The organism is Methanolobus sp., from assembly GCF_016278385.1.
Classification (GTDB): domain Archaea; phylum Halobacteriota; class Methanosarcinia; order Methanosarcinales; family Methanosarcinaceae; genus Methanolobus.
Genome location: NZ_JADQBY010000008.1, coordinates 1 through 23,638, shown reverse-complemented (window position 1 = coordinate 23,638; position 23,638 = coordinate 1). Strand labels below are relative to the sequence as shown.

Annotated in this window: 27 protein-coding genes; 16 read left to right on the top strand and 11 right to left on the bottom strand. The window is 42.6% G+C overall.

Annotated elements, in window-relative coordinates:
* Nucleotides 1–51: 51 nt before the first annotated feature.
* Nucleotides 52–1,341: a proteasome-activating nucleotidase gene (locus QZZ23_RS03665; RefSeq protein WP_292466914.1), complete on the bottom strand. Its 1,290-nt coding sequence runs from the start codon at nucleotides 1,339–1,341 to the stop codon at nucleotides 52–54.
* Between the two features lie 82 nt (nucleotides 1,342–1,423).
* Between QZZ23_RS03665 and QZZ23_RS03660 the strand changes: the two genes are divergently transcribed.
* The 3 genes from QZZ23_RS03660 (at nucleotide 1,424) to QZZ23_RS03650 (ending at nucleotide 3,290) form a co-directional block, all read left to right on the top strand.
* Nucleotides 1,424–1,915, top strand: a complete 492-nt coding sequence (locus QZZ23_RS03660; protein ID WP_292466912.1) for a multiprotein bridging factor aMBF1 — start codon at nucleotides 1,424–1,426, stop codon at nucleotides 1,913–1,915.
* 19 nt (nucleotides 1,916–1,934) lie between these two features.
* Nucleotides 1,935–2,750 (top strand): pyrroline-5-carboxylate reductase, encoded by an 816-nt coding sequence (gene proC, locus QZZ23_RS03655; protein WP_292466910.1) that lies wholly within the window; start codon nucleotides 1,935–1,937, stop codon nucleotides 2,748–2,750.
* A 171-nt stretch (nucleotides 2,751–2,921) separates the two neighbouring features.
* Nucleotides 2,922–3,290 carry a DUF356 domain-containing protein gene (locus tag QZZ23_RS03650; protein ID WP_292466907.1) on the top strand — a complete coding sequence of 123 codons (369 nt, stop codon included), beginning with the start codon at nucleotides 2,922–2,924 and terminating at the stop codon, nucleotides 3,288–3,290.
* Nucleotides 3,291–3,305: 15 nt separating this feature from the next.
* On the opposite strand, the gene QZZ23_RS03645 is transcribed toward QZZ23_RS03650, so the two are convergent.
* A complete protein-coding gene (locus QZZ23_RS03645) occupies nucleotides 3,306–3,740 on the bottom strand; it encodes a toprim domain-containing protein (RefSeq protein ID WP_292466906.1) in 435 nt (144 codons plus the stop codon).
* Nucleotides 3,741–4,149: 409 nt separating this feature from the next.
* On the bottom strand, nucleotides 4,150–4,485 hold the full coding sequence (locus QZZ23_RS03640; protein ID WP_292467191.1) for a DUF167 domain-containing protein: 336 nt from the start codon (nucleotides 4,483–4,485) through the stop codon (nucleotides 4,150–4,152).
* A 334-nt stretch (nucleotides 4,486–4,819) separates the two neighbouring features.
* Here QZZ23_RS03640 and QZZ23_RS03635 point away from each other — a divergent pair, with 334 nt between their 5' ends.
* The 6 genes from QZZ23_RS03635 (at nucleotide 4,820) to QZZ23_RS03610 (ending at nucleotide 9,282) form a co-directional block, all read left to right on the top strand.
* The gene (locus tag QZZ23_RS03635) at nucleotides 4,820–5,920 is read left to right on the top strand and encodes an amidohydrolase family protein (RefSeq protein ID WP_292466904.1); all 1,101 of its coding nucleotides are present in this window, start codon (nucleotides 4,820–4,822) and stop codon (nucleotides 5,918–5,920) included.
* Nucleotides 5,921–5,950: 30 nt separating this feature from the next.
* Nucleotides 5,951–6,409, top strand: a complete 459-nt coding sequence (locus tag QZZ23_RS03630; RefSeq protein WP_292466902.1) for a universal stress protein — start codon at nucleotides 5,951–5,953, stop codon at nucleotides 6,407–6,409.
* A gap of 17 nt (nucleotides 6,410–6,426) precedes the next feature.
* The gene (locus QZZ23_RS03625; protein ID WP_292466900.1) at nucleotides 6,427–7,281 is read left to right on the top strand and encodes a CBS domain-containing protein; all 855 of its coding nucleotides are present in this window, start codon (nucleotides 6,427–6,429) and stop codon (nucleotides 7,279–7,281) included.
* Between the two features lie 58 nt (nucleotides 7,282–7,339).
* Nucleotides 7,340–8,023: a 2,5-diamino-6-(ribosylamino)-4(3H)-pyrimidinone 5'-phosphate reductase gene (locus QZZ23_RS03620; RefSeq protein WP_292466899.1), complete on the top strand. Its 684-nt coding sequence runs from the start codon at nucleotides 7,340–7,342 to the stop codon at nucleotides 8,021–8,023.
* Nucleotides 8,024–8,138: 115 nt separating this feature from the next.
* On the top strand, nucleotides 8,139–8,612 hold the full coding sequence (locus QZZ23_RS03615) for a thioredoxin family protein (RefSeq protein ID WP_292466898.1): 474 nt from the start codon (nucleotides 8,139–8,141) through the stop codon (nucleotides 8,610–8,612).
* A 16-nt stretch (nucleotides 8,613–8,628) separates the two neighbouring features.
* Nucleotides 8,629–9,282, top strand: coding sequence for a cytochrome c biogenesis CcdA family protein (locus tag QZZ23_RS03610; RefSeq protein ID WP_292466897.1), 654 nt, complete (start codon nucleotides 8,629–8,631; stop codon nucleotides 9,280–9,282).
* A gap of 39 nt (nucleotides 9,283–9,321) precedes the next feature.
* Here the strand turns inward: QZZ23_RS03610 and QZZ23_RS03605 are convergent, their stop codons facing one another.
* From QZZ23_RS03605 to cbiT, 7 genes are all read right to left on the bottom strand, one after another.
* On the bottom strand, nucleotides 9,322–10,041 hold the full coding sequence (locus QZZ23_RS03605; protein ID WP_292466896.1) for a precorrin-8X methylmutase: 720 nt from the start codon (nucleotides 10,039–10,041) through the stop codon (nucleotides 9,322–9,324).
* A complete protein-coding gene (gene cobJ, locus QZZ23_RS03600; RefSeq protein ID WP_292466895.1) occupies nucleotides 10,031–10,828 on the bottom strand; it encodes a precorrin-3B C(17)-methyltransferase in 798 nt (265 codons plus the stop codon). The genes QZZ23_RS03605 and cobJ overlap by 11 nt, the downstream gene beginning before the upstream one ends.
* On the bottom strand, nucleotides 10,797–11,150 hold the full coding sequence (locus QZZ23_RS03595) for a cobalamin biosynthesis protein (protein WP_292466894.1): 354 nt from the start codon (nucleotides 11,148–11,150) through the stop codon (nucleotides 10,797–10,799). Before QZZ23_RS03595 ends, cobJ begins: the two co-directional genes overlap by 32 nt.
* The gene (locus tag QZZ23_RS03590; RefSeq protein ID WP_292466893.1) at nucleotides 11,147–11,599 is read right to left on the bottom strand and encodes a cobalamin biosynthesis protein CbiG; all 453 of its coding nucleotides are present in this window, start codon (nucleotides 11,597–11,599) and stop codon (nucleotides 11,147–11,149) included. Before QZZ23_RS03590 ends, QZZ23_RS03595 begins: the two co-directional genes overlap by 4 nt.
* Nucleotides 11,600–11,661: 62 nt before the next feature.
* Nucleotides 11,662–12,405 carry a precorrin-4 C(11)-methyltransferase gene (cobM, locus tag QZZ23_RS03585; protein ID WP_292466892.1) on the bottom strand — a complete coding sequence of 248 codons (744 nt, stop codon included), beginning with the start codon at nucleotides 12,403–12,405 and terminating at the stop codon, nucleotides 11,662–11,664.
* Nucleotides 12,406–12,422: 17 nt separating this feature from the next.
* On the bottom strand, nucleotides 12,423–13,034 hold the full coding sequence (locus tag QZZ23_RS03580; RefSeq protein WP_292466891.1) for a cobalt-factor II C(20)-methyltransferase: 612 nt from the start codon (nucleotides 13,032–13,034) through the stop codon (nucleotides 12,423–12,425).
* 24 nt (nucleotides 13,035–13,058) lie between these two features.
* Nucleotides 13,059–13,613, bottom strand: coding sequence for a precorrin-6Y C5,15-methyltransferase (decarboxylating) subunit CbiT (cbiT, locus tag QZZ23_RS03575; RefSeq protein ID WP_292466890.1), 555 nt, complete (start codon nucleotides 13,611–13,613; stop codon nucleotides 13,059–13,061).
* Nucleotides 13,614–13,726: 113 nt separating this feature from the next.
* On the opposite strand from cbiT, the gene QZZ23_RS03570 reads away from it, so the two are divergent.
* The 7 genes from QZZ23_RS03570 to QZZ23_RS03540 all read left to right on the top strand — a co-directional run bounded on the left by QZZ23_RS03570 (nucleotide 13,727) and on the right by QZZ23_RS03540 (nucleotide 22,265).
* The gene (locus QZZ23_RS03570; RefSeq protein ID WP_292466889.1) at nucleotides 13,727–15,211 is read left to right on the top strand and encodes a cobyric acid synthase; all 1,485 of its coding nucleotides are present in this window, start codon (nucleotides 13,727–13,729) and stop codon (nucleotides 15,209–15,211) included.
* Nucleotides 15,212–15,418: 207 nt separating this feature from the next.
* Nucleotides 15,419–17,659 carry an amino acid permease gene (locus tag QZZ23_RS03565; protein ID WP_292466888.1) on the top strand — a complete coding sequence of 747 codons (2,241 nt, stop codon included), beginning with the start codon at nucleotides 15,419–15,421 and terminating at the stop codon, nucleotides 17,657–17,659.
* 186 nt (nucleotides 17,660–17,845) lie between these two features.
* The gene (gene trpD, locus QZZ23_RS03560; RefSeq protein WP_292466887.1) at nucleotides 17,846–18,907 is read left to right on the top strand and encodes an anthranilate phosphoribosyltransferase; all 1,062 of its coding nucleotides are present in this window, start codon (nucleotides 17,846–17,848) and stop codon (nucleotides 18,905–18,907) included.
* The gene (locus tag QZZ23_RS03555; protein ID WP_292466886.1) at nucleotides 18,861–19,544 is read left to right on the top strand and encodes a phosphoribosylanthranilate isomerase; all 684 of its coding nucleotides are present in this window, start codon (nucleotides 18,861–18,863) and stop codon (nucleotides 19,542–19,544) included. The genes trpD and QZZ23_RS03555 overlap by 47 nt, the downstream gene beginning before the upstream one ends.
* Entirely contained in the window at nucleotides 19,531–21,099 is a 1,569-nt protein-coding gene (trpE, locus tag QZZ23_RS03550) for an anthranilate synthase component I (RefSeq protein WP_292466885.1), read from the top strand. Before QZZ23_RS03555 ends, trpE begins: the two co-directional genes overlap by 14 nt.
* On the top strand, nucleotides 21,099–21,689 hold the full coding sequence (locus tag QZZ23_RS03545; protein WP_292466884.1) for an aminodeoxychorismate/anthranilate synthase component II: 591 nt from the start codon (nucleotides 21,099–21,101) through the stop codon (nucleotides 21,687–21,689). Before trpE ends, QZZ23_RS03545 begins: the two co-directional genes overlap by 1 nt.
* A 24-nt stretch (nucleotides 21,690–21,713) precedes the next feature.
* Nucleotides 21,714–22,265 carry an adenylate kinase family protein gene (locus QZZ23_RS03540; RefSeq protein WP_292467189.1) on the top strand — a complete coding sequence of 184 codons (552 nt, stop codon included), beginning with the start codon at nucleotides 21,714–21,716 and terminating at the stop codon, nucleotides 22,263–22,265.
* Here QZZ23_RS03540 and QZZ23_RS03535 read toward each other — a convergent pair.
* Nucleotides 22,262–23,452 (bottom strand): PAS domain-containing sensor histidine kinase, encoded by a 1,191-nt coding sequence (locus QZZ23_RS03535; RefSeq protein WP_292466883.1) that lies wholly within the window; start codon nucleotides 23,450–23,452, stop codon nucleotides 22,262–22,264. The two genes, QZZ23_RS03540 and QZZ23_RS03535, sit on opposite strands and share 4 nt — an antisense overlap.
* Nucleotides 23,453–23,638: the final 186 nt, after the last annotated feature.

The following is a 23,638-nucleotide window of genomic DNA, read 5'->3' as shown; positions in this document are numbered from 1 at the left end:
ACAAAAAATAGTATAAAAAAAGGTAATGAAGTAACTTACCAGCAGGAACATTCAAATGAACATGCCTTCCGGAAGAACTTCCTTTTTATTTTCTGCTTTTGACATTACTTTCTGCACGGACTCAAGGAAATCATCCATGTTAACAGACTCTTTATCGAATCTTACAGCAAGCATACCTGCTTCCATGGCAATTGCATTGAGGTCTGCACCACTTGCACTTTCTGTAATTTTTGCCAATTTCTTATAGTCGATATCATCCGCAACGGCCATAAAGCGTGTATGTATCCTGAAGATATTTTCACGGGCTTCTGCATCCGGCATTGGTACATTGACTATCCTGTCAAACCTTCCAGGTCTTAGAATAGCAGGGTCAAGAACATCCAGCCTGTTTGTGGCCGCAACTATCCTTACATCGCCCCTATTGTCAAAACCATCCATTTCTGCAAGTAATTGCATAAGGGTCCTCTGGACTTCACGGTCTGCACCGTTGGTGTCATTCAGGCGCCTTGAAGCTATTGCATCCAGTTCATCGATAAAGACAATACTTGGCGACTTATTCCTTGCCATTTCAAAAAGTTCCCTGACCAGTTTCGCACCGTCACCGATGTATTTCTGTATCAGTTCAGAACCGACCACTCTTATGAAAGTGGCTTCTGTCCTGTGTGCAACGGCCTTTGCCAGCAAAGTCTTCCCGGTACCGGGTTCTCCATAAAGAAGGACTCCTTTTGGCGGAGTGATACCAATACGCTTGAAAGATTCCGGTTTTGTCAACGGCAGTTCAACGGATTCTATCAGTTCCTGTATCTGTACTTCCAGTCCGCCGATGTCTTCATAGTTAACATCCTGTGACTCCAATACCTCCATTGCTGAAACTTCCGGATCCTCAGTTGTCGGAATAATCTCCACTATTGCAAGTGTCTGCGGATTCAGCGCAACTTTTGCACCCGGAACAAGAGAATCTTCATTAAGGTACTGTGATACATTTACCATAAACTGCGGGCCTGTTGAACTCCTTACAAGCACCTTTTCCTCACTAATGACGTCCATTATAGTGGCCACCACAAGAGGAACAGTCTTCAAGCGATCAATCTCAGCCTGCAGCCTGCGTACCTCACGTTCGTATTTGAGCTTCTGACTCTCAACAAAACGTTTTTCAGACTCAATCTGATCACATTGCTCTTTCAGAAGACTATTTCTGGACTCAAGCTGCCTCATACGATCAAGCAGGTATTTGGAAAAGTCTTCCTCACTATCTGAGCCGACATAATCATAGTCTGCCTTGTTCACAGAAGTAAAATCGTATCTTCTATGTTCAAACTCACTGTCGCTAGTTTCGCTCATGTGTCTCCGAATAATATTTAAGTGCAAAGGGTATATAGCCCTTTCGTAAAGAGAGATTAGATACTTTATGAGTTGAAGATTTATGCAGTGTGAAATATGTGGCTCTGAAATAAGAGGCGATTCTTTTAAAGTTAGCATTGACGGAAGTGAACTTACAGTATGTGGAAGATGTTCACAATATGGAAATGCAACAGGCAAGCGCAGTCCAGTATCCAAGAAAGTTGCACCAGTCAGCCGTGGCCCTGTACTAAATACAGGACAACGCAGACCGCCAAGAAAAACTACTGGAATGATAGAGGATGAACTTGTTGACGAGTATGGACAGGCAATAAAAGAAGCAAGAGAAAGAAAGAAATGGACACATGACCAGCTTGCTTCGAAGATCAAGGAGAAAGCAGCGCTTATCAAGAAGATCGAACGTGAGGAAATAGTTCCGGAAGATGATGTTCGTCAGAAGATCGAAAAGACACTTGATATTAAGCTTACTGAGAGAAGCGGAGATAGTGACTGGAGTGGAGAACGCCTGAATCGTGGTACAACGCTTGGCGATATTGTGACAATCAAACGAAAATAAGGATATTTTAAGTGATAAAATGAGTCTTGACGGCAAAAAACTGGGATTTATCGGAACTGGAAAAATGGGCAGCGCATTAATTAAAGGAATATGCGGTGCAGGACTGTTCTCAGGTTCCGATGTGTATGCAAGTGATCTTTATGAACCCTCACTTGAAGAATTGAAACGGGATTCAGGAGTAAATGTTTCTACAGATAATACGATTACAGTATCCAATTCGGACGTAATCGTTCTTGCAGTCAAGCCCCAGATACTCAGGAAGGTCATATCATCTATAAAGGATGATGTAACTGAAAACAAATTGATAATCTCAATTGCTGCCGGCGTCAAGCTGGAAGATATCGAGAAAGAATTCAACACAGGAACCCGTGTTGTAAGAGTAATGCCAAATATAGCTGCAACCGTTGCAGAAGCTGCTTCTGCCATCACACAGGGCAAGAATGCATCAAAAGAAGATGCTGAAGATGCTCTTGCAATATTCAGGTCAGTTGGAAGCGCTATCCAGGTACCTGAGAACCTCATGGATGCAGTAACCGGACTTTCCGGAAGCGGTCCAGCCTATATATTTCCCATCATTGAAGCAATGGCAGACGGTGCAGTATATGAAGGACTTGACAGGAAAAGTGCCATGATACTTGCAGCCCAGACGGTCATGGGTGCTGCAAAAATGGCGCTTGAAACTGAAATGCACCCTGGAGAACTCAAAGATATGGTTACATCACCTGCAGGAACCACTATTCGTGGCATCCGTGTATTAGAAGAAAACGGCGTAAGAGCAGCTTTCATGAACGCCGTTATTGAATCCTCAAATCGTTCAAAAGAGTTGGGGAAATAAGCAACTCCCACACAAAAGTTTATTAGACACTTCACCATATAGAAAAGTTTATTAGATTAAAAACGGAAATTTAGTCATAGACTGGAAAATCCAGCCATATAAGATGCGGGAATCTAAAAACGTGATTAAAGAGATAATATATGAAAAAATTATACAAGGGGATTTTCTGGAATGGGGATTGGAGTTAAATCGTTTGCCGTGATCAGGGGCGATAATGCTGATAAAGTGAATGTAGCATTACATGATCTTGAGCACTACGGCCGGATGAGGTTTGCATCAAAACCAAAACGTATTGAGCCCGTGTATGCAGACAACCTTCTGGTTAGTGTTGCTGGAGTGCCACTCAAAGCTAAATGCAACTCAGCGGCGTTGGTGGAACTTGACAACAATGCAGGCGCAGCAATTAGTAAACTGAGGAAAATACACCCTCCGGCTCACGTAGTAATTGTAAGCCCAAGGCATGAAGTCTATGAGGAACTCATGGATAAGTCAGAGTTGTACCCTGAATTTGAGCGCAGTTTTGAACCCCAACACCATTAAAGAAAAGGACAGATTCTAAAAAGGGTCATTTGCATCAGTAGCTTTAGTTATTTCCTTTAGTTTGCCGACATAGCCAGGAAGGCTTTCAACATCCTTTATCTCTTTTTGTACGAGAGAAATAATAAGGTCCCTTATTCTTGTTTCAGGCGTTATCCCCAGAGACTGCAGGTTTTCTACAAGCTTTGAAGCCAGCATGTTTCCCCGCCGATCCCAGTCAGTAAGAATAATAATATCGCTACCTGTCCTTGATAATTCTTCGCAGAAATTAATTAATGAATGGTGAGTTGCAAGACGAAAATCCCCGTTCAAACCCAAATTATTTAGTGCGGCAACATCCCTTTTACCTTCAACAACAATGATTGAATCCTGCCTGATAAACTCCTGCAATTCATCCAGCAATTTCTCAACCATTTCCAACCTTTTCTGGTAAACGAGCAAAGGTGCTTTCAATGATCGTTTCGAGTATAATCGTTTCCGTTGCATAAAAATATCCGGTCCGTTTTTTAAGAAATACTTACCGACAATTGTCTTTCATCAGATTAAAGAATACTCTTCAAATTAAAATAGACCAAATAACTAAAAATAGTAACTAAAATAAGCTAAAATTGTTTTGTACAAGCAAATACCCTGTCGCAATCAAAAGCAAACTTTTTGGGATCGGAGGGGTCTTCTGGCGACAGGGAGATAATATTTACTTGTAATAACGAACGAATTCTTCAAATTGTTCATAGTAGTTTGCTCTTTCTACCAGATTTCCGAAATATTCATCCATGTATTTCACCTCAGATACTAGATTGTCATCTGAATATATTAAGCGAAGGCAAGCGTAGTGAAAGTATTAGAGCACTTGCCTGGGTGATTAATCACAATGATTCGGCAATTTGCTTTCCAGCACGTCAACGACAACAACATATTCAATATTCTCCAGCAGGAGGGATTTCTTTGAATTATGCATACCACTTACAATTGAGATAGCAGATGATCTTAATCCAAAAATATCAGCAAGAATGCCTATAAGTTGTTCATTGGCCTTACCTTTCTGAGCGTTCTGGGACAAACGCACTTCAATGCGCTTCCTCCAGTGATTGTAGCCGCTTGGAACACAAAGTGATTTAGAACCAGGCGTCACCTCTATATCGATGATAACTCCGGCATCAACTTCTTTCAACGCATCTTTAAAAGACATTAACAGCACCATCTGATAAAACACATTTTAAACATGTAATTTAATCTAAAAAAGGAATAATCAGTAGGATAATGCTGTCGTCTGACGCACTAACTCCGGGATATCACCCTATGGATTTTCCGCTGTCCATCCCAGTTTCCCTCGTGACAGGCTTTATTGCACTATCCAGTGTATCGCATTGAGGTTGTCTGTACAATCACAGATAGGCTCTGCCATGCTCTCATGCAAGGACCTAACAATGCGCATACCCAATACTATGTGGCACACATATAAATGTGACGTCTTAATGTCACTATATTCTTAATAAGTGCTTATAAACAATAAAAACCATAAAGTATTAGCCATGTCATGCGCACAAACCATCCACGGAAAAATAATATACGGACCTGAAGCAGAGGTCATTGAAGGTTACATTGTTGTTGAAGACGGTATCATTAAAGAAGTGCATGAACAAAGGACTGATTCAAATAACATAATTGCACCCTGCTTCATTAATGCGCATACCCACATAGGAGATTCTGTCTGCAAAGACCCTGTTCTCGGGGAAGTTTCAGGGCATTATGTGCAGAGGAAACTCAACCAGCTGGTGCAACCTCCTCACGGATTAAAGCATAGGATACTTAGCAATACCCCCCACAATGAAATGGTGCATTCAATGGAAAGAACGCTTAAGGACATGAACGATACGGGTACATGCACTTTTGCGGATTTCAGGGAAGGAGGAATAAAAGGAGTACTTGCATTAAAGGAAGCACTTGAATCGTCAGATATTGATGGCAAAATTTATGCAAGACCTGTTAACACCAAAGAAACAAGTATGCTGTCAGCAGAACTGGAAGAACTCCTTGAACATGCAGACGGACTTGGCATGAGCGGGGCAAATGATATTGATATGGGAATTCTCCAGGCAGCAAAGAGTTCTTCATTAAAAAGAAGAAAAACCTTTGCAATCCATGCAGGCGAAAATAGTCGAAGTGATATAGAAAAAGCATTTTCACTTGACCCTGATATCTTAATACATATGACCAAGGCAACTCGACATGACCTGAAGGAAGTTGCTGACATGGATACACCCATTGTAGTTTGCCCGCGATCTAATTTCATAACAGGGGTTGGTATGGCACCGGTTGTTGAAATGCTAGATCAGGGAATTAAAGTTGCAGTGGGAACTGACAATGTAATGCTAAATTCAGTCAATATGTTTGCTGAAATGGAAATGTTGTCCAAAATTTTTGGAATAGAAGACAGACAAGTATTTATGATGTGTACACTTATGGGTGCAACAATATTAGGACTTGAGACAACAGGTTCTATTGTTGAAGGAAACACAGCAAAAATAATGATCATTAATGGGAATTCAAATAATCTTACAGGTGTAAAAGACCCAATCAGAGGAATTGTTAGGAGAGGGCGACCTGATGATATATTATCAATATTGAGATAAGCAGGGAAAAATCACATAGGAGAGGGAATAATGGCAAGTACTCTGTATAAAAATATTTTTATTGCGACCGATGGATCTAAACAAAACCAGAACGCAGTTCAGCACAGTATCGAACTGGCAAAACTGACTGGAGCGAAATTGTATGCAGGCTATGTTGTCGATACTGCAGCTTTTGCTTCAATCCCAATGGATGCCGGATGGGAAATGATGTATGAGCTTCTTGAAAAGGAAGCAACTGTTGCAACCGAGTCTGTTGAAGAACTGGCAAAAGAAGCAGGCATTCCATTTGAAACTGTGGTCCTTGAAGGAAACCCAAGTCATGAGATAATTGAATTTGCTGACAATAATAGCATAGACTTGATAATACTGGGTACCCTCGGAAAGACTGGGTTAGACAGATTCCTTCTTGGGAGTGTAGCTGAAAAGGTTACAAGAAATTCAAAAGTACCTGTACTTGTAGTACGGGGAGACTCCGAAGAGGAACAGTAAGGAAAAGGAGTTGTAACATGCCAAAAAACATTAAAGTTTCTGACATTATGAAGAAGGATGTCGCTTATGCTACCCTACCTGGTTCGAGAGACGAAGTCCATACATTACTCAAAGATAAAAAAGTGTCAGGAGTGCCTGTTTTAAAAGACGGTAAACTTGTAGGAATTGTCAGCAGAGCAAACCTTCTGAATAACCCTGAAGAAGAACAGTTGGCTCTTTTGATGACACGTAACCCCCTTGTAATAGACCCTGATGCAAATATGATAGTAGCAGTAAAAATGCTTCTGGCAAACAACATCAGAAGACTACCTGTTGTGAAAGATGATAAACTAGTAGGAATTCTGTCTGTTGCGGACATTGTTGCTTCAATTGCAGAGATGGACATTACTGACCATGTAGGACAATACCTTAGTCCGACTGTAGTACCCATATGGACAGATACCCCCCTAAACGTTGCTGCCAGGATAATGGAACTTGCAAAGTCCAAAGCAGCTCCAGTAATTGATAGTAACCTTGAGGTAGTAGGCATAATCACAGACCGTGACGTCATAAGCGCCAGTGTGATTGAAGATTCCGTAGAAATGTCCGACATGTCCAATGGCTCAGACGATGATGAATGGACATGGGAATCTATGAGAGATACCATGAGCATTTATTACAGTGTTTCAAGAGTGAAGGTCCCTGACATACCTGTGAAGAACATAATGGTCAAAGAACTCGTGAAGGCTGCATATATTTCAGGTGTCAGCGAATGCGCATTGAAGATGAAGAGGAATAAAATTGACCAGATACCAATTGTCAATGCTAACCAGCGATTCCTTGGACTACTGCGTGATCGTAATATCATGAAGGCAGTTATAGACAGTGAATGAAGCATATTGTATTTCAGGGTATAATTACCCTTAATCCTTTTTTATTCAAGTGATTGAGATGGAACGTCCATTCGTATTCATAAATTCGGCAATGTCTGCAGATGGCAAGATATCCACAAAGGAAAGAAAACAGGTCAAGATTTCCGGGCAGATAGATTTTAAACGCATGGATAAACTCAGAGCAGGATCTGATGCCATAATGGTTGGGATTGGAACGATTCTGGCAGATGATCCCAGCCTAACAGTCAAGTCCCCTGAACTAAGAGAATCAAGACTTGAAAAAGGTCTTGATGAGAATCCTGCGAGGATTATCATTGATAGTAATGCAAGAACTCCCTTTGATGCAGACATTTTCAAAAAGGGAGAGGGAAAAAGGATAATAATTGTATCCGAATCAGCTCCTGTCGAAAAAACATCCGGACTTAAGAAAAAAGCAGACATAATCGTTGCCGGTAAAGAAAGAGTTGATCTAACCGTTGCAATGTCCGAACTAAAGAAACTTGGCATCAACAGGTTAATGGTAGAAGGTGGAGCAACGCTTAACTGGGGAATGATATCAGAAGGCCTTGTTGATGAAATCTATATTTTTGTCGGAAACCTGATAATCGGCGGGAAAAGTGCACCAACTTTTGTAGATGGAGAAGGTTTCCCTGAAAGTGATATTCAAAAACTTGAACTCATTGATGCTGAAAAGATAGAAGAAGGTATCCTCTTGAAATGGATAATACTGAAAAGTAACTGAATAACTCCTTTTGATTTAAATTATCCCTGATTAAAGACCTGCATACAACCGCATATTTAACATGGTGGTTGCAAAACAATATCGTTTTATACCAGACGAACAATTATAGAACAATATGAACAAGATAATTCTGCCTGCGTTAGCAGTTATACTTCTTCTCATCATAGTTGCTGGATATTCAGACGCCAACAACACTACAGCAGAGGACAGTGCACTTACAACTATTGCCGATGTGCAGCAGTTAAATGTTGCAATTGCAAAGGGACCTGTATTCGTGGAAATTGGCACTAACCGTTGTCCAACCTGCAGTGTCCAGAAGCCCATTCTTGCAGATATAGCAAATGATTATCAGGGTAAAGCTTCTGTACTGTACATAAATGCAGATGAAACCAGATCACTGGCTGCCAGTTTCAACATATACTCAATCCCCGACATGTTCGTCATTGTTGAAAGCAATGATGACGGCTACGTCTATATGGGGGCCGACGGAAAAATAACTACTGACAGGAACAGGGCAAGATTCATAGGCCTGACATCTAAGGGGACACTTACAGATGTTCTTGATGCAGCAATTGAATACAGGCAATAATTAACCAGGGAGAAAAATGCTGGAAGCTACTTTACTCACACCTATCGCCGCTTTTTTAGCAGGCATAGTGAGTGTACTCTCCCCATGTGTGCTTCCGCTTCTTCCAATCGTCCTCGCATATTCTACTGGAGAGAGCAGACTCAAACCCCTTGCAATCATTGCAGGACTTACAATATCATTTATCATCATGGGCATTGCAGCCTCTGCTTTTGGGAATCTGTTTTTGCCATACATAAATGAACTTAAAATCCTTGCTGAAATAATTATAATTATTATCGGCATCTCGATGATCATAGAAAAAGATATCCTGGGTTTTTTTTCAAAATGTACAGGAAGAATGCACAATGAAGGAAAAGGACTTTTAGGTGGGCTCGTTATAGGAGCTTCACTGGGAATAATATGGATACCATGCGTAGGACCAATCCTAGCATCCATATTAACACTCGTAGCACTGGAAAGTAATCTCAGTTACGGAGCTATGCTCCTTACAATATACTCCATGGGTTTCGCTATTCCTATGCTACTCATCGCTTATTCTGCAAAGTTGTCAGGAGACCGGCTCAGCAAGCTATCAAAATTTGATGTTGAAATTAAAAAAGTAGCTGGAAGTATACTAGTACTTGTAGGACTGTGGATGGTATATACTAACCACATTGCTACTTATATATGATACACCAAATACAAACAAAAATCAGAAAAGATGAATGTATTAGTCAATTACACATTCATCATCATTTGCTATTGCAACCAGTTCATTAACACAGGCAACAGCCATTGGAGTTCCGCCACGTGTGCCTACACATGTGATAGAAGGTACTGGTGCGTTCCTGACAACTTCCTTTGACTCTGCGGCATTGACAAAGCCTACGGGTGTGCCTACAATGATTGCCGGTTTGATGCCGTGCTCGATCATCCTGCATACGGCAAATGCAGCAGATGGTGCATTGCCGATAGCAACAATTGAACCCTCAAGGATGTCCTTGCATTTTAGGAAACCTGCTGCAGTTCTGGTAATACCATACTTACGAGCAAGTTCTGCATCTTCGTCCTTGTCGAGTACACAGATGATCTCACAGTTATGACCTCTCTTGGTAATTCCTGCTTTGACCATGTTGATATCAACAAGAATAGGAGCACCTGCTTTGATAGCTTCTACACCTGCTTTCATAGGATTATTGACAAAACGCATAAGATCTGCAACTGCCGGGTCACCTGTTGAGGTTACACAGCGTTGCCTTACCTTGTCCTCAATGGTATCATCGCCAACGAGTTTTTTAGCAATATTACGACTGGTCATGTAAATTGCCTTTGCCTCATCGGTTTGTGAGCCAAGGTCGGTACAGATATTAACAAGTTCAGGGTCGATCTCGGTGGTCATTTCCACAAGTTCTTCAATGCTTGGGTCTGTTTTTTTGGATTCAGTAGTCATATTTCCTATGATACCCCCTTGGAGTTATTATTCTCTTGCCGTATGGGGAATCCCATATGCGAGAATCGTTTGTTGTAATAAGAATAGTGGTGCTCATATCCACCCAGTCATTGTATTCCATGACCTCACCGAGGGTAGTAACAATGTAATCCTGACCTTCATCCCTCAGGGCATTCTTCACAAGACCAACAGGTACGGAATCATCCTTGTGCTTTCTGATTATCTCGATTGCCTTTGAGAAGTTGGATTTACGCTGACGGCTCTTCGGGTTGTAGAGTGACATCACAAAATCAGCAGATGCTGCTGCATCCAGCCTTTTCTCAATGACTTCCCAGGGAGTCAGAAGGTCGCTGAGACTTACGGTACACATGTCATTAACAATAGGTGCACCAAGAACACTAGCCGCTGCAGTGATAGCGGTTACACCTGGTAGAACCTCGATCTCAACATCAAGGCCGGCATGTTCTGCAACTTCAAGAACGAGCCCTGCCATGCCATAAATGTTTGCATCTCCACCACTTATCATGGAAACAACGTGTTCCTGTGCAAGCTCCACTGCCTTGCTTGAGCGGTCGACTTCTTTACCCATGGCACTGCGAACGATCTCCTGTTTGTCCAGCAGACTTGCCATTTGGTCAAGATATGTACCGTTTCCGACAATATAATCAGAAGTCAGTATGACATCTCTTGCCTTAACAGTCAGCTGTTCTACAGAACCCGGGCCTATGCCAATAATGTAAAGCTTTCCTTTTGCTTCACTCTGCGATTGCGATTGTGATCCTTCCATATACCTTCTTCCTTAGTATCAATTCCTTTTTTTCCGACAACGCCAGTGCAGCAGGCTCTGCCACACCTGTAAGCCCGAAGCGTTTTGCCTGCGAAGCTGACGGCGCATCATAGTTATTTAATTCATCATGATCTATGAACGTGATTTTAATTCCAAGAATCTTTGCTGCCTCATGAAGACCAGCCTCGTTCTCTTTCAATTTTGCAGATGCCAGCCCTTCAACTTCATCGATGCTTCTACCTGCCTCCACAAGTGCATTATTGATTGCATCGATGGCTTCCTGACTGTCAATACCCCTTCGGGCTCCAATACCTATGATCATTTGTCCTCAGCTTTTGCTTCATTCCTTTTAAGGACCGACACATCATCCCCGACAATGACTATCTTTGGACCTTTGATCTCAAGGACCTCCACATCCTCATCAAGCAGAGCACAGTTTACCTGAACCGTAGATGGTTTGTTAACGATATCACAGCCCAACGCCTTGGCAATACCTTCAACCGAGTTCCTGTTATGGACCTCGGTAGCCGTTGTGACAACAGGTACAGGACCAATTTCAGCTATTTTCCTGACAACCTCATTGCCACCATGATGGCCACCAAGCAGAGGAATTGCGAAATTCATATTGGAATCGACCACAATGACCGCAGGGTCCTTCCACTTGTCCTCGATAAGGGGCGCAATCTCACGCACAACAATACCAGTGGCAAATACCGCCACGATGACATCGTACTCCTCGAAGGCCTTTTTGAAGATGCTCTTATCATACATCAGGACATCAGCATTCAGATGTCCTGCCAGACGCTCTGCAACCTCAAGATTTCTCTCAAAGGTTATGACAGCGGTTCTTGCGCCACTCCGTATAAGTAAGACCTCCCAAAATTACCATATTCTACAGGCTCTACAACTCCACCGATAAGAATCATTGCAGAGCGTATGATACCTGCTTCCTTGACCTTACCAGCAATATCTGCAACTGTACCCTTGATAATCTTCTGATCAGGCCATGATGCATGGAAGACCACTGCAACAGGAGTGTCGTCCGGATATTCCACCTTCTCCATTATCTGCTCGATCTTCTGGGTTCCCAAGAATACGGCCATTGTAGCACCGTGCCTTGAAAGTTCCTTGATCTGGTCTTTCTCAAGTGTCTTGCCTGCAGGACGTGTGATGATAAGGGTCTCAGAGACATCATTCAGTGTGAGCTGTGTCTGCAATGCAGCTGCTGTTGCAAATACTGAGGAGACACCAGGTATGACCTCAACATCTACATCGAACTTTTTCAGTTCCTCGAACTGCTCAACAATGGAGCCGTAGAGTGACGGGTCACCGCTGTGTAACCTTACTACCTTCTTACCTACTTCAAGATTGTCAACTATGAGTTTGGTTGTCTCATCAAGGGTAAGTCCGTAACTGTCTATCTTCTCACCTTTACAGTAATTGACAACTTCCGGGTTCACAAGGGAACCTGCATATATTACAAGGTCTGCTCCTTCAAGAAGCTCTTTGCCCATTACGGTTATATATTTTGCATTTCCAGGGCCAGACCCTACAAAATAGACTTTCTTGTTTGTCATATGGATTCTCCTTGTGACTATTCCTTTTCTGCGAAGATTATACTGAAATAGTTACCTTTTTCAGGAATATTTTCTCTTTCTGTAATAATGACTTCCTTATCGCTAAAAAGACGTTCACAGAATGTGAATTTGTTGAAACCTTCCTTTTCAAACGAATCGATTATCTTAAGCGGTTTACTTGCCTTCAACCTGATCTTATACTTGCTGTCTGAGCCATCACTTACTTCAAAGGATGAATCAACCTCTGCTCCTGTCTGTGCAGCAAAGGAAGTTATCGAGCTGATTCCAGGGATTGTTGCTGTTTCCACATCAGGATAAAATTTCTTCATCACACGTTTTAAGTGGGTGAATGTCGAGAAGAAATTAGGGTCACCAATAAGACCGAAAACTACGAGGTTATCCTTAGATTCCTCAGCAAGCATGTCAGCATTTTTCTTCCAGACGGCATTTAGCACGTCGTAATCTGTCAACATGGGAAATTCCAGAATCTCTGATTCTGCATAAGGTGCCACCAGATCCGCAGCCATAGGACCGGGAACGTATACCTTGTATGCATTTTTCAGGCTTTCAACAGCTTTCAACGTGAGAAGTTCCGGATCTCCCGGACCAAGTCCAACTCCAACAAGCATTTTTTATCACCAACAATATTAAAATTAATTCTTACCTGATCTACCGACAACAACATATACCGGATTTTCAGGTTTGAACATGGTTTCACCGGTAATCGGTACACCACGTGAAACAATTAAATGCAGTACCTCATCGAATAAGTCAAGTTCTTTCATCTTATTTATTACGTTTACGACCGTTTCAATCCTGACCGCATTCACCACAATACTCTTTGCCTTTTTCTCGGCAAGCACTTCAAGCACACGGGAAATGTTTTTTGTGCCACCTATGAACGCACAATCAATCGAACCAACATCCTGCTTTTCCAGGATCTCAGACGATTCACCGGAAAACACTTGGGCATTGGTAATCTTAAATGCTTCGAAATTTTTCTTCGTCACATCAATTGCCTGTTCCCTTGCATCAATGGCACATATACTAATATCACGTACCCTTTTTGAAGCTTCTATAGACACGGCTCCCGTTCCACAACCAATGTCGAAAAATCTGCAATTATCCACTAAATCAAGTTTTGATAGGGCAACTGCAATTATCTCCGGTTTTGTCGGACCGCCACTTACGTGCATAAGTTCTGTCATGTTCCACCTTAACTAAGATAAACTGGAGTTAAGTAGATATAAGTTGTCCTTCATAAAACTGTTGCATTATTACGAAATAGTATAGCAATTCAAAAATATTTAGGGCGGTTGCAATGGAGAATAATAAAAAAGCTAAGAAACTACTGGTATTGGGTACTGCATCTGATGTAGGCAAGAGCATAATGGTCACGGGCCTATGCAAGATCCTTTCCAGAAAATATAAGGTTGCACCATTTAAGGCCCAGAACATGAGCCTGAACTCATGGATCACAAAGGATGGAAAGGAAATCGGAATTGCACAGGCAATACAGGCCAAAGCTGCCGGTGTTGAACCCACAGCAGATATGAATCCGGTACTTCTCAAACCCAAAGGAGACAGGACATCTCAGGTTATCGTACTTGGTGAACCGTATGCAGATAAAACCGCAGGCAACTATTACGATTCTATTGAGGAAATGCATGATGTTCTCAGGGGAGCTCTTCAAAGGCTTGAGTCCGAATATGACCTTATAGTAATGGAAGGTGCAGGTGGAGCCGCTGAGATCAACCTCTATGACCGCGATATTGTTAATATCGGAACTGCGCGCATAACCGGTGCACCTATTATTTTGGTGGGAGATATCGAATCAGGAGGAGTATTTGCAAGCCTTTACGGAACCAAGGAACTGCTGCCTGACGATGTCAGTAAGAATCTCAAAGGATTTGTCATCAACAAGTTCAGGGGTGACCCTGCCATACTCGAACCCGGATTAAAGCAGCTTGAAGACCTCACAGGCGTACCTGTTCTTGGAGTTCTGCCATATTACAAGCTCAATATACCCTCCGAAGATTCAATGGCCATCAGGAAAAAGAAAGGAAGGGTTGAAAAAGAGGATATCAACGATATTGATATTGCAGTCATACGCCTTCCAAGAATTTCCAATTTTACCGATTTCGAGCCACTTGAGAGGATTGCGAACGTCAGGTATGTCGATCTTGATGAGAATCTTGGAAATCCGGATTGTGTAATGATCCCGGGCACAAAAAACACTGTCAGTGACCTGCTGGACCTTCAGAAAAGCGGCATGGACATCCAGATACGCAACCTCAAAGGAAAAGCAGCCATCTTCGGTATTTGCGGTGGCTACCAGATGCTAGGGAAGGTCATCCACGATTCCGGCGTAGAGAACGGAGTTGAGGCAGACTACGAAGGTCTTGGGCTTCTTGATATCGAAACATCTTTTGGAGAATACAAGAAGAAGACTGTCCAGGTACAGAAAGATATAGTTGCCGACGGCCCCATCTTTAAGAATATCAAAGGTGACAAAATCTGGGGCTATGAGATACACATGGGCGAAACAAAGACACTCAGGACTGTATTTGGTGATGATGGCAGCATTGATGAAAGTGGAACTGTGGTGGGCACATACCTTCACGGACTTTTCGAGAATGAGAACATCAGGCATGCACTCATGATCTACCTGACTGAAAAGAAGGGTATAGAGTACCACCCTGAAACATTCACAACAGAAGAGGAAGCCTATGAGGAACTTGCAAAAGTTATTGAAAGCTGCCTCGATATGAAGAAGATATACGAACTCATCGAAAATCAGAAATGATTTTCAGCTTTTTTGAACTGCAGTACTTGACTGCAGCTTTCTTTTTAATCTTAGTTTAGAATCTTTCGTTCTGGCTTTTTTCAATTCATATTAAATCTACCTGTTGTTGTTTATTTATAGATTATATGTGCAAACAGATATGCCGAGTATGCCTTGTACATCATTTCATGAAAAACTATTTTTAGAAGCAGATATAAGATTCCCTGAATGGAGCAGGATGAAATCCGTGTTAGTCTCAGCCGAGACCTGACACTATTTGATATTACAATGATAGGTATTGCTGGCATGATAGGCGCTGGCATCTTTGCGCTCACCGGTTTTGCCACAGGTATCGCAGGACCGGCAGTTCTTCTTGCATTTCTACTCAATGGTGTCATCGCAACATTTACCGGACTTGCATATGCAGAACTTGGTTCAGCCCTCCCTGAAGCAGGAGGCGGCATCATCTGGGTAAAAGAAGCCCTTGGAAATCACTTTGCCTTTTTTGCAGGATGGATCAACTGGATAGCGCATACCATCGCTTGTGCACTCTATGCGGTGACATTCGGTGCTTTTTTCTCAGAATTCCTTGTGATGTTCATTGGTTTTGATCAGACTTCGCAGGCAACAACCATCAAAATATCGGCTGTTGCTATCGTGTCCATGATAACCTATCTCAATTACCTTGGTGCAAAAGAAAGCGGAAGATTCGGCGGCTTCATTACCCTTTTCAAGATGCTCATCCTGCTTGTATTCGCCGGCTTTGGAATATATAGAACCCTGACACAACCTGACTGGATAACTGCATACACCCTTAACCCTTCTTTCATGCCCAATGGAATTACGGGAGTACTGGTTGCCATGGGGTTCACATTCATAGCTTTTGAGGGATACGAAATAATCGTGCAGAGCGGTGAGGAAGTAAAAGATCCGGAGAAAAACATACCCCGTGCAGTTATCATCTCACTATGGGTAGCTGTGATCATCTACATTCTTGTGGCTTTTGCACTTCTTGGAAGTATTGAATCTAATGTTCCAAGCTGGATATATCTGGGACAACTCGGAGAATTCAGCATGATAAGGGTCGCTAATCAGATAATGCCATACGGTGCTGTTGCGATAATTATCGGCGGACTTGTATCGACCCTCAGTGCTATGAACGCAACTGTATACTCATCCTCAAGAGTAGCATTTGCCTTGGGAAGGATGGGATATCTGCCAGAATCCCTCTCAAGGATCAATGAAAAGAACAGAACTCCACATTTCGCTATTTTCTTTAGTTACATAATTATAATTCTGATGGCGCTTGTACCCATAGAAGCAGTGGCAGCAGTTGCCGATGTGATGTTCATCATGCTTTTTATAGTTGTCAATTCTGTGCTGATAATACTAAGACTCAGACGTCCGGACATAAAAAGGGCTTTTAGAATGCCACTTGTACCATACCTGCCAATACTTGCCATCATATCGCAGATAGCGATTGGATACTACCTGATCACAGAAATAGAGCATGCATCATTCGTCGTGGCTGTGACTATTGTGTGGACCATAATGGGATCTTTCATCTACTATTCATATTCGGAAAAGGAACTGAAAAAAAGGAGTTTGCCATCCAAAAGAAAAGTTTATGAGGAAAAACCCATCGAACCAGAGGGCTATAAAATACTCGTACCCGTTAAGAATATGGAAACCGCTTCTAAACTGGCCAGACTGGCAAATTCTATTGCAAAGGCAAAAAATGCACACATAATCTTCCTGGAAGTCATCACTCTCCCGGAATCAACACCACTTTCTGCAGCAGACGATTCCATTGAAAAACAAAGAGACATTATAAGGAAACTCGTTGAAATGATTGACGTCCCTGCTGGCGGAATTGTAAAAGTAGGCAGGAAAGCCTCCGAGAACATTATGGATACCATCGAAGAAGAAAAACCGGATCTTGTGCTGATGGGATGGAGAGGCAGGACATTCAGGAGTGACTTCATACTTGGAAGCACCATCGACATGATACTGTTAAAAGCCAGATGCGATGTTGCAATTGTCCGATTGGGAAAGAATATGGACCTCAATATCAAAAAGATATTGTTACCAACCGCAGGCGGACCTCATTCCACTCTGGCTGCTGAGCTTGCACATGATATTGCTGAACAGGAAGGATCAGAGATAACAATGTTACATGTAGGAAGTACACCCGATATTAAAGAGGATGCTCAGACCCATTTCGAAGATATTGAAGAAACATTTGAAGGAACAAGGATCACACAGAAGTTTCTGGTCTCAAGTAATATAACAAGGACAATTGCCTTGGAGGCCGGGAAAAATGATGCGGTATTTATAGGTGCTACCAACCGTCCATTCCTTAAGAATTTCTTACTTGGCGTATTCCCGGAGAAAATCGTCAAACAGACAGATACAACTGTAATCATGACAAGAAAATGGGTTAAGATCGTCGATGCATTGAAGAGATGATACAACAGAGTAACATCCTTTTTTTTTGATAGTTGTGCCTAAACAGAGCTTTCTGAAAAACACCGCCCAGAATGGAAATGGATGCCTTTTACACAAAGCCCGCAAAACCATAAGTATTAAATACAATAACTCATCTTTAATCATTGTTGTACATAAATATACATTGTTGCGGCAAATGGTGCTACCATGAAGGAATACATAAAAAAAGTAAGTGAAAAGCAGAACCTCACAATACAGGAAGCAGAAGACGCTATCACAAAGATATTCACAGAGGCCACTGACGCACAGATCGCTGGACTCCTCATTGCCCTGAAGATGAAGGGAGAGACTACTGAAGAAATAGCAGGTTTTGCCACCGGGATGAAAAAAGCTGCCAACACAATAGCGCCGGAAGTTGGAGAAGTGCTTGTTGACGTGGTAGGCACCGGCGGTGACAGGCATAATACCATCAATGTTTCAACTGCATCGGCAATTGTAACTGCAGCATCAGGACTGGCAGTCGCAAAACACGGCAACCGTTCCATAACCTCACTATCAGGAAGTGCTGATGTGCTAAAGGAACTCGGCATAAAGGTCGACAAAGCACCCGAAGATGTGAAGGCTTCAATTGAAAAGGACGGAATTGGTTTCATGTTCGCCCCTATCTTCCATCCTGCAATGAAAAGAGTTGGACCCATTAGACAAGAAATGGGAGTCAGGACTGTTTTCAACATACTTGGTCCCCTTACAAATCCTGCAAATGCAAAAGTACAGCTAGTTGGTGTTTTTGACAAGAAACTTTGCGAACCGTTTGCCCAGGTAATGAAGAGACTGGGAGTTGAAAGAGCAATGGTCGTCCACGGGGACGGTATGGATGAGATATCCAACATCTCCGAAACATATGTTGCCGAACTCAGGGACGGAAAGATCAGCACTTACACGCTGACACCGGAAGAGCTCGGTATAAAGAGAGCAAATGCAACTGATATTGTAGGTGGTACACCTAAAGAGAATGCACTTGACATAATATACATCCTCAAAGGTGAAAAGGGACCTAAGAGGGATATCGTAGTAATGAACTCTGCCGCAGCACTTTATGTTGCAGGCAAGGCAGGCTCCGTGAAAGAAGCAATACCAATGGTAGAAGAGATAATTGACAGCGGTAAGGCCATGCAGAAACTGATGCAATTCAGTGACAATGACAATATCCATGAGGTTATAGATGAAGCAGCTTCCAAGAGTGAAGATATGCGGAATGAAGTCTGCTGAAGATATAGAACTGGCAGTGAGATTAGGAGCTGATGCTGTTGGTTTTATCACCGAGGTTCCGGTGAACACACCCAGGAAACTGGATGCCCAGACCGCAGCAGGACTCGTAAAGACCGTACCCTTCTTTGTGGACTCAGTGCTTGTGATAATGCCAGCAACCGGACAGGATGCACTGGACCTTATAGAAAAGGTAAAGCCGGATGTCATACAGCTTCACAATGACCTCAGTGCAGAAGAAATAGAAATTATACGTAACGGCACACACCAGAAGATTATAAGGACATTTACCATACCCGTGGAAAGCAGAGAACTACCTGCAGACCTGATGGCAGAGCTTGATGCACTGCTTGACAATGACATGATAGACGGTATACTTCTTGACTCAGGGAAATCAGGCACTAGTGGAGGAACAGGACTGGTGCATGACTGGTCCATAAGCAGGCAGGTGGTGGAGAATACGAAAGCTTCTGTCATACTTGCTGGCGGGCTCAAGCCCGATAATGTGAGAGATGCCGTTAAAGAGGTAAGACCATTCGCCGTGGATACTGCCTCAGGTGTAGAGAGCAATGGAAAAAAAGACCCTGCAAAAGTATGCAGGTTTATAGAAGAAGCCAGGTGTATCAATGGTCGATTTTGATCTTAGTAAAGAGGATATCATATCCCTTGTTAAAAATTCACAAAAGCCTGCAATCGTGCAGCTTATGACAAAAGTGGATAGCATATGCACGCCCCTGCAGTTGTATGCAACCCTGCAGAATGCAGGACACTCCTATCTGCTGGAGTCCGTAGAGAAGGAAAAAAGACATGCAAGATATTCATTTGTAGGTTCCGAACCGGAAATGGTAGTATCCATTAAGGACAGTTACCTGACCATCGAATGTCAGATGAACTCCGAGCTTACAAAACATATCTATAACAAGCTCAAGTCCATCGGAGACGTTGAATCCCTTGTTGGCGGTAAGTTCAGGTTAAAGGTCAGTGAAGGAGATGATGCTCTTGCAGCTTTCCGTAAAATCTATCCCACAAGCACCGACACAACACTCCTTAACCAGAAGCGTTTTGACAGGCAGACCTTCCTAGGTGGTGCCATCGGGTACAACAGTTACGACCTGGTTTACGATTCCTGGTTAAATGTTGATAAAAAGCCTGATGCTGACACACCGGATATGCATTTTGCAATTATGACAAAGACCTTTGTCTTTGACCATATAACCAACGAAACCTATATTGTGATCACTCCATTTGTCACAGAAACCAGTGACATAGATGCTGTTTATGAGCATGCATACTCAGAGGCACTTCTGATGGAGAGATCATTGCAGATGGCATCGGTCATCAGCATCAGTGAGGACATCCCCGCTGCAGATTCAGAAAATCCTGTTGCTAATGTAGATCAGGCAGCTTACGAGGAAGCAGTCAGGAAGTCAAAACAGCACATCATTGACGGTGACATATTCCAGGTGGTGATCTCCCGCAGGTACACTGTTAAAATGAAGCAGACACCCCTGCAACTTTACATCAGACTGAGGAACATCAATCCAAGCCCTTACATGTACATCTTCAATTTCAAGGACATTGGCATCGTGGGCGCAAGTCCTGAAACCCTCATGACAGTCTTCAACAGAAAAGTGATCTCAAATCCAATAGCAGGAACCTGTCCCCGTGGAAAGGATGATGAAGAGGACAAAGCACTTGCAGAGGAAATGCTCAGGGATGAGAAAGAGCGCGCAGAGCATGTAATGCTTGTTGACCTAGGACGTAATGATATCAGGATGGTCTCAAAAGGTGGCACCGTTAAGGTTGACGACCTCATGAGCGTTGTAAAATATTCACACCTCCAACACATCGAAAGTACCGTGAGTGGAGAGCTCAGGGATGGATGCGATCAGTTTGATTCCACAAGAGCTATATTTCCTGCAGGAACACTTTCAGGTGCCCCGAAAATAAGGGCAATGGAAATAATAGATGACCTTGAACCGGAGTCCAGAGGGATATACGGCGGGGGAGTAGGATATTATTCATGGAACGGGGATGCAGACTTTGCAATCGTCATAAGAACAGTGCTTATAAAGAATAATATAGCCTATGTGCAGGCAGGAGCAGGCATCGTGGCTGACTCAGACCCGACATACGAATACAATGAAACGGAAAGAAAAATGGCTGCAATGATAAAGGCAATAGGAGGCAAATAATGAAGATATTGTTCATAGACAACAAAGATTCATTTGTTTGGAACCTTGTAGATTTTGTATCCATATTCGAGCCGGATACTGTGGTCGTCCCTAACACAATTACCATTGAAGAGGTTAAGGCAATGAACCCGGACGGAATTATTATTTCACCAGGACCCGGTACACCTCACAAAGCAGAGGATATCGGAACATGTCTTGACATCATCAGGGAGTTTGGACAGAAGATTCCCGTACTTGGAGTATGTCTTGGGCACCAGGCCATAAATACCGCATATGGAGGGACCATTGGTCATGCAGATGGAGGACCCATACATGGCAAAACATCTGACATAAATCACGAGAACTCCTACCTCTTTGCCAATCTCAAAGGCAAGTTCAAAGGTGGACGATACCACTCTCTTGCCATTAAGGAACTGGCCGATGACCTGAAAGTCACCGCAAAGACAGATGATGGCATCATCATGGCCGTCGAACACAAGGAATATCCGGTGTACGGCGTGCAGTTCCATCCCGAATCCATCCTTACTGATGAAGGAGTGAAGATCATCAGGAATTTCCTAAGGATAGTCGAAGGTGTGCATAAGGATTAAGCGTTTGCAGGCTTATTGTTAGCTATGATTATCGGTATCACAGGGACACCAGGAACAGGAAAAACCTCGGTAACGAAACTGCTTGAAAAGGACCCTTTTTATCAGGTGATCCATCTCAACGAGCTCATCAAAGAAGAGAAGCTCTACTCAGAGGTGGATACCGAAAGGGACTGCGTAGTTGCTGATATGGACCTGGTGTATGACAGGGTTCTGGAGCTTCAGGACAAATCATATCCTGTTACCATAGTTGACAGTCACCTTTCTCACCATATTGCCGATATAGTTATTGTGCTGAGGACATCCCCTGAAAAACTGAAAGACAGACTTAATAAAAGAAAGTATTCATTTGAAAAAGTACAGGAAAATCTCGAAGCAGAAGCCTTGGACATCATCCTGGCAGAAGCGGTGGACTGGTGCGAGAAGGTCTTTGAACTCGATACCACAGGAGGAACTGTGGAAGGAACCTCCAAAGATATCGGGAGAATAATAAAGGGACTTCGAAGAGGGGAAACTGAAGAACTCGAACAGGAATTCACGCCGGGTTCTGTTGACTGGAGCGACTATTTCTTTGACTAAAGTTTATCCCTTACACTTGTGTCATGTGACAGGTTCCATGATAACGCAGGCGGATAAATAGGTAATTCCAGCGTGAATATGCTCCCTTTGCCATATTCACTTTCAACGTGTATTGCGCCTTTATGCATTTTCACATATTCCCTTACAAGCATCAGACCCAAGCCTGCACCTCCCTGTTTGCGACTTGCAGAACCGTCAACCTGCACAAATGGATCAAATATCCGATCCATATCTTCATCCTTTATTCCAATACCAGTATCTGAAACAGATATATAAAAGCGGTCGCCTACCTTACGGGTATTTATTGAAATAGTACCCCCTTCATGAGTGAATTTAAGGGAATTTTCCACCAGGTTGTACAGTATAGCTGTTATTTTATCGGCATCCGCGGTTATAGATGCAACATCAGGATCGATCATTGTATTAATAACAATATCCTTTTTGGCTGCCATTGAACTTGTTCTACTGAGAACTACGTGTATAATGTAACCGGGATCGAAACTCTGAAAATGCAAATCCATTTCCCCGGACTCTATTCTGGAGAGGTCCAACATCTTGTTAATAAGATCAAGCAATCGGTTCCCGTTTTTGTAAATAGTTGATACATGGTCCTTTTGAATCTGATTCAAACTACCTGATAAGCCTTCTAATAACACATCAGAAAAACCGATCACAGAACTCAGAGGAGTCTTCAGTTCATGACTTATGTTTGCCAGTAACTCATTTTTATAACGGTTGGCTTCTTCTGCAGCTATTCTTGCACGTAACATCTGTTGTTCAGCAAGCTTCCTGCTGGTTATATCTACAAATGTTCCAATTGCCCTGTGAGGAACACCTTCACAATCTACCTCAAATGGTTTGCCACGGCCTGTCACCCAAACCCACCTTCCAGAGCGCCCTTGCATCCTGAAATCCATCTGGAAAGCCTCCAATTTATTCAGTTGCTCCAGTAATTTTGAGACCACAAAGTCCTTATCATCAGGATGTAAGAGGGATTTCCATGCCTCGAAGGTTCCTGGAAGTTCATCCGGAGAATAACCAAACATGGAATACCACCCAGAACTAAAATATGCATTATTGGAATCCATATCCCAATCCCAGAAACCATGCTCTGAAACCTCCATTGCAAGCGTAAGTCGCCCCTCACTTTCTCGAAGAGAGATTTCGGCTTTATCCTTTGCTGCCAATGCATCTTTTTTATGAATTGCTTCCCTGACTGAAAATGGGGCTCTGTAGAAAACCTACTTTCAATTTTATTTTAACCTATTAATTTAAAAAGAATAAATCCCCTGAGTATTACTTGCTACAGAAAACACATAGGGGATGATTGTGTTTTGTCTAATAAGTACTTAAAGTTTGTTGATACAGCGCTA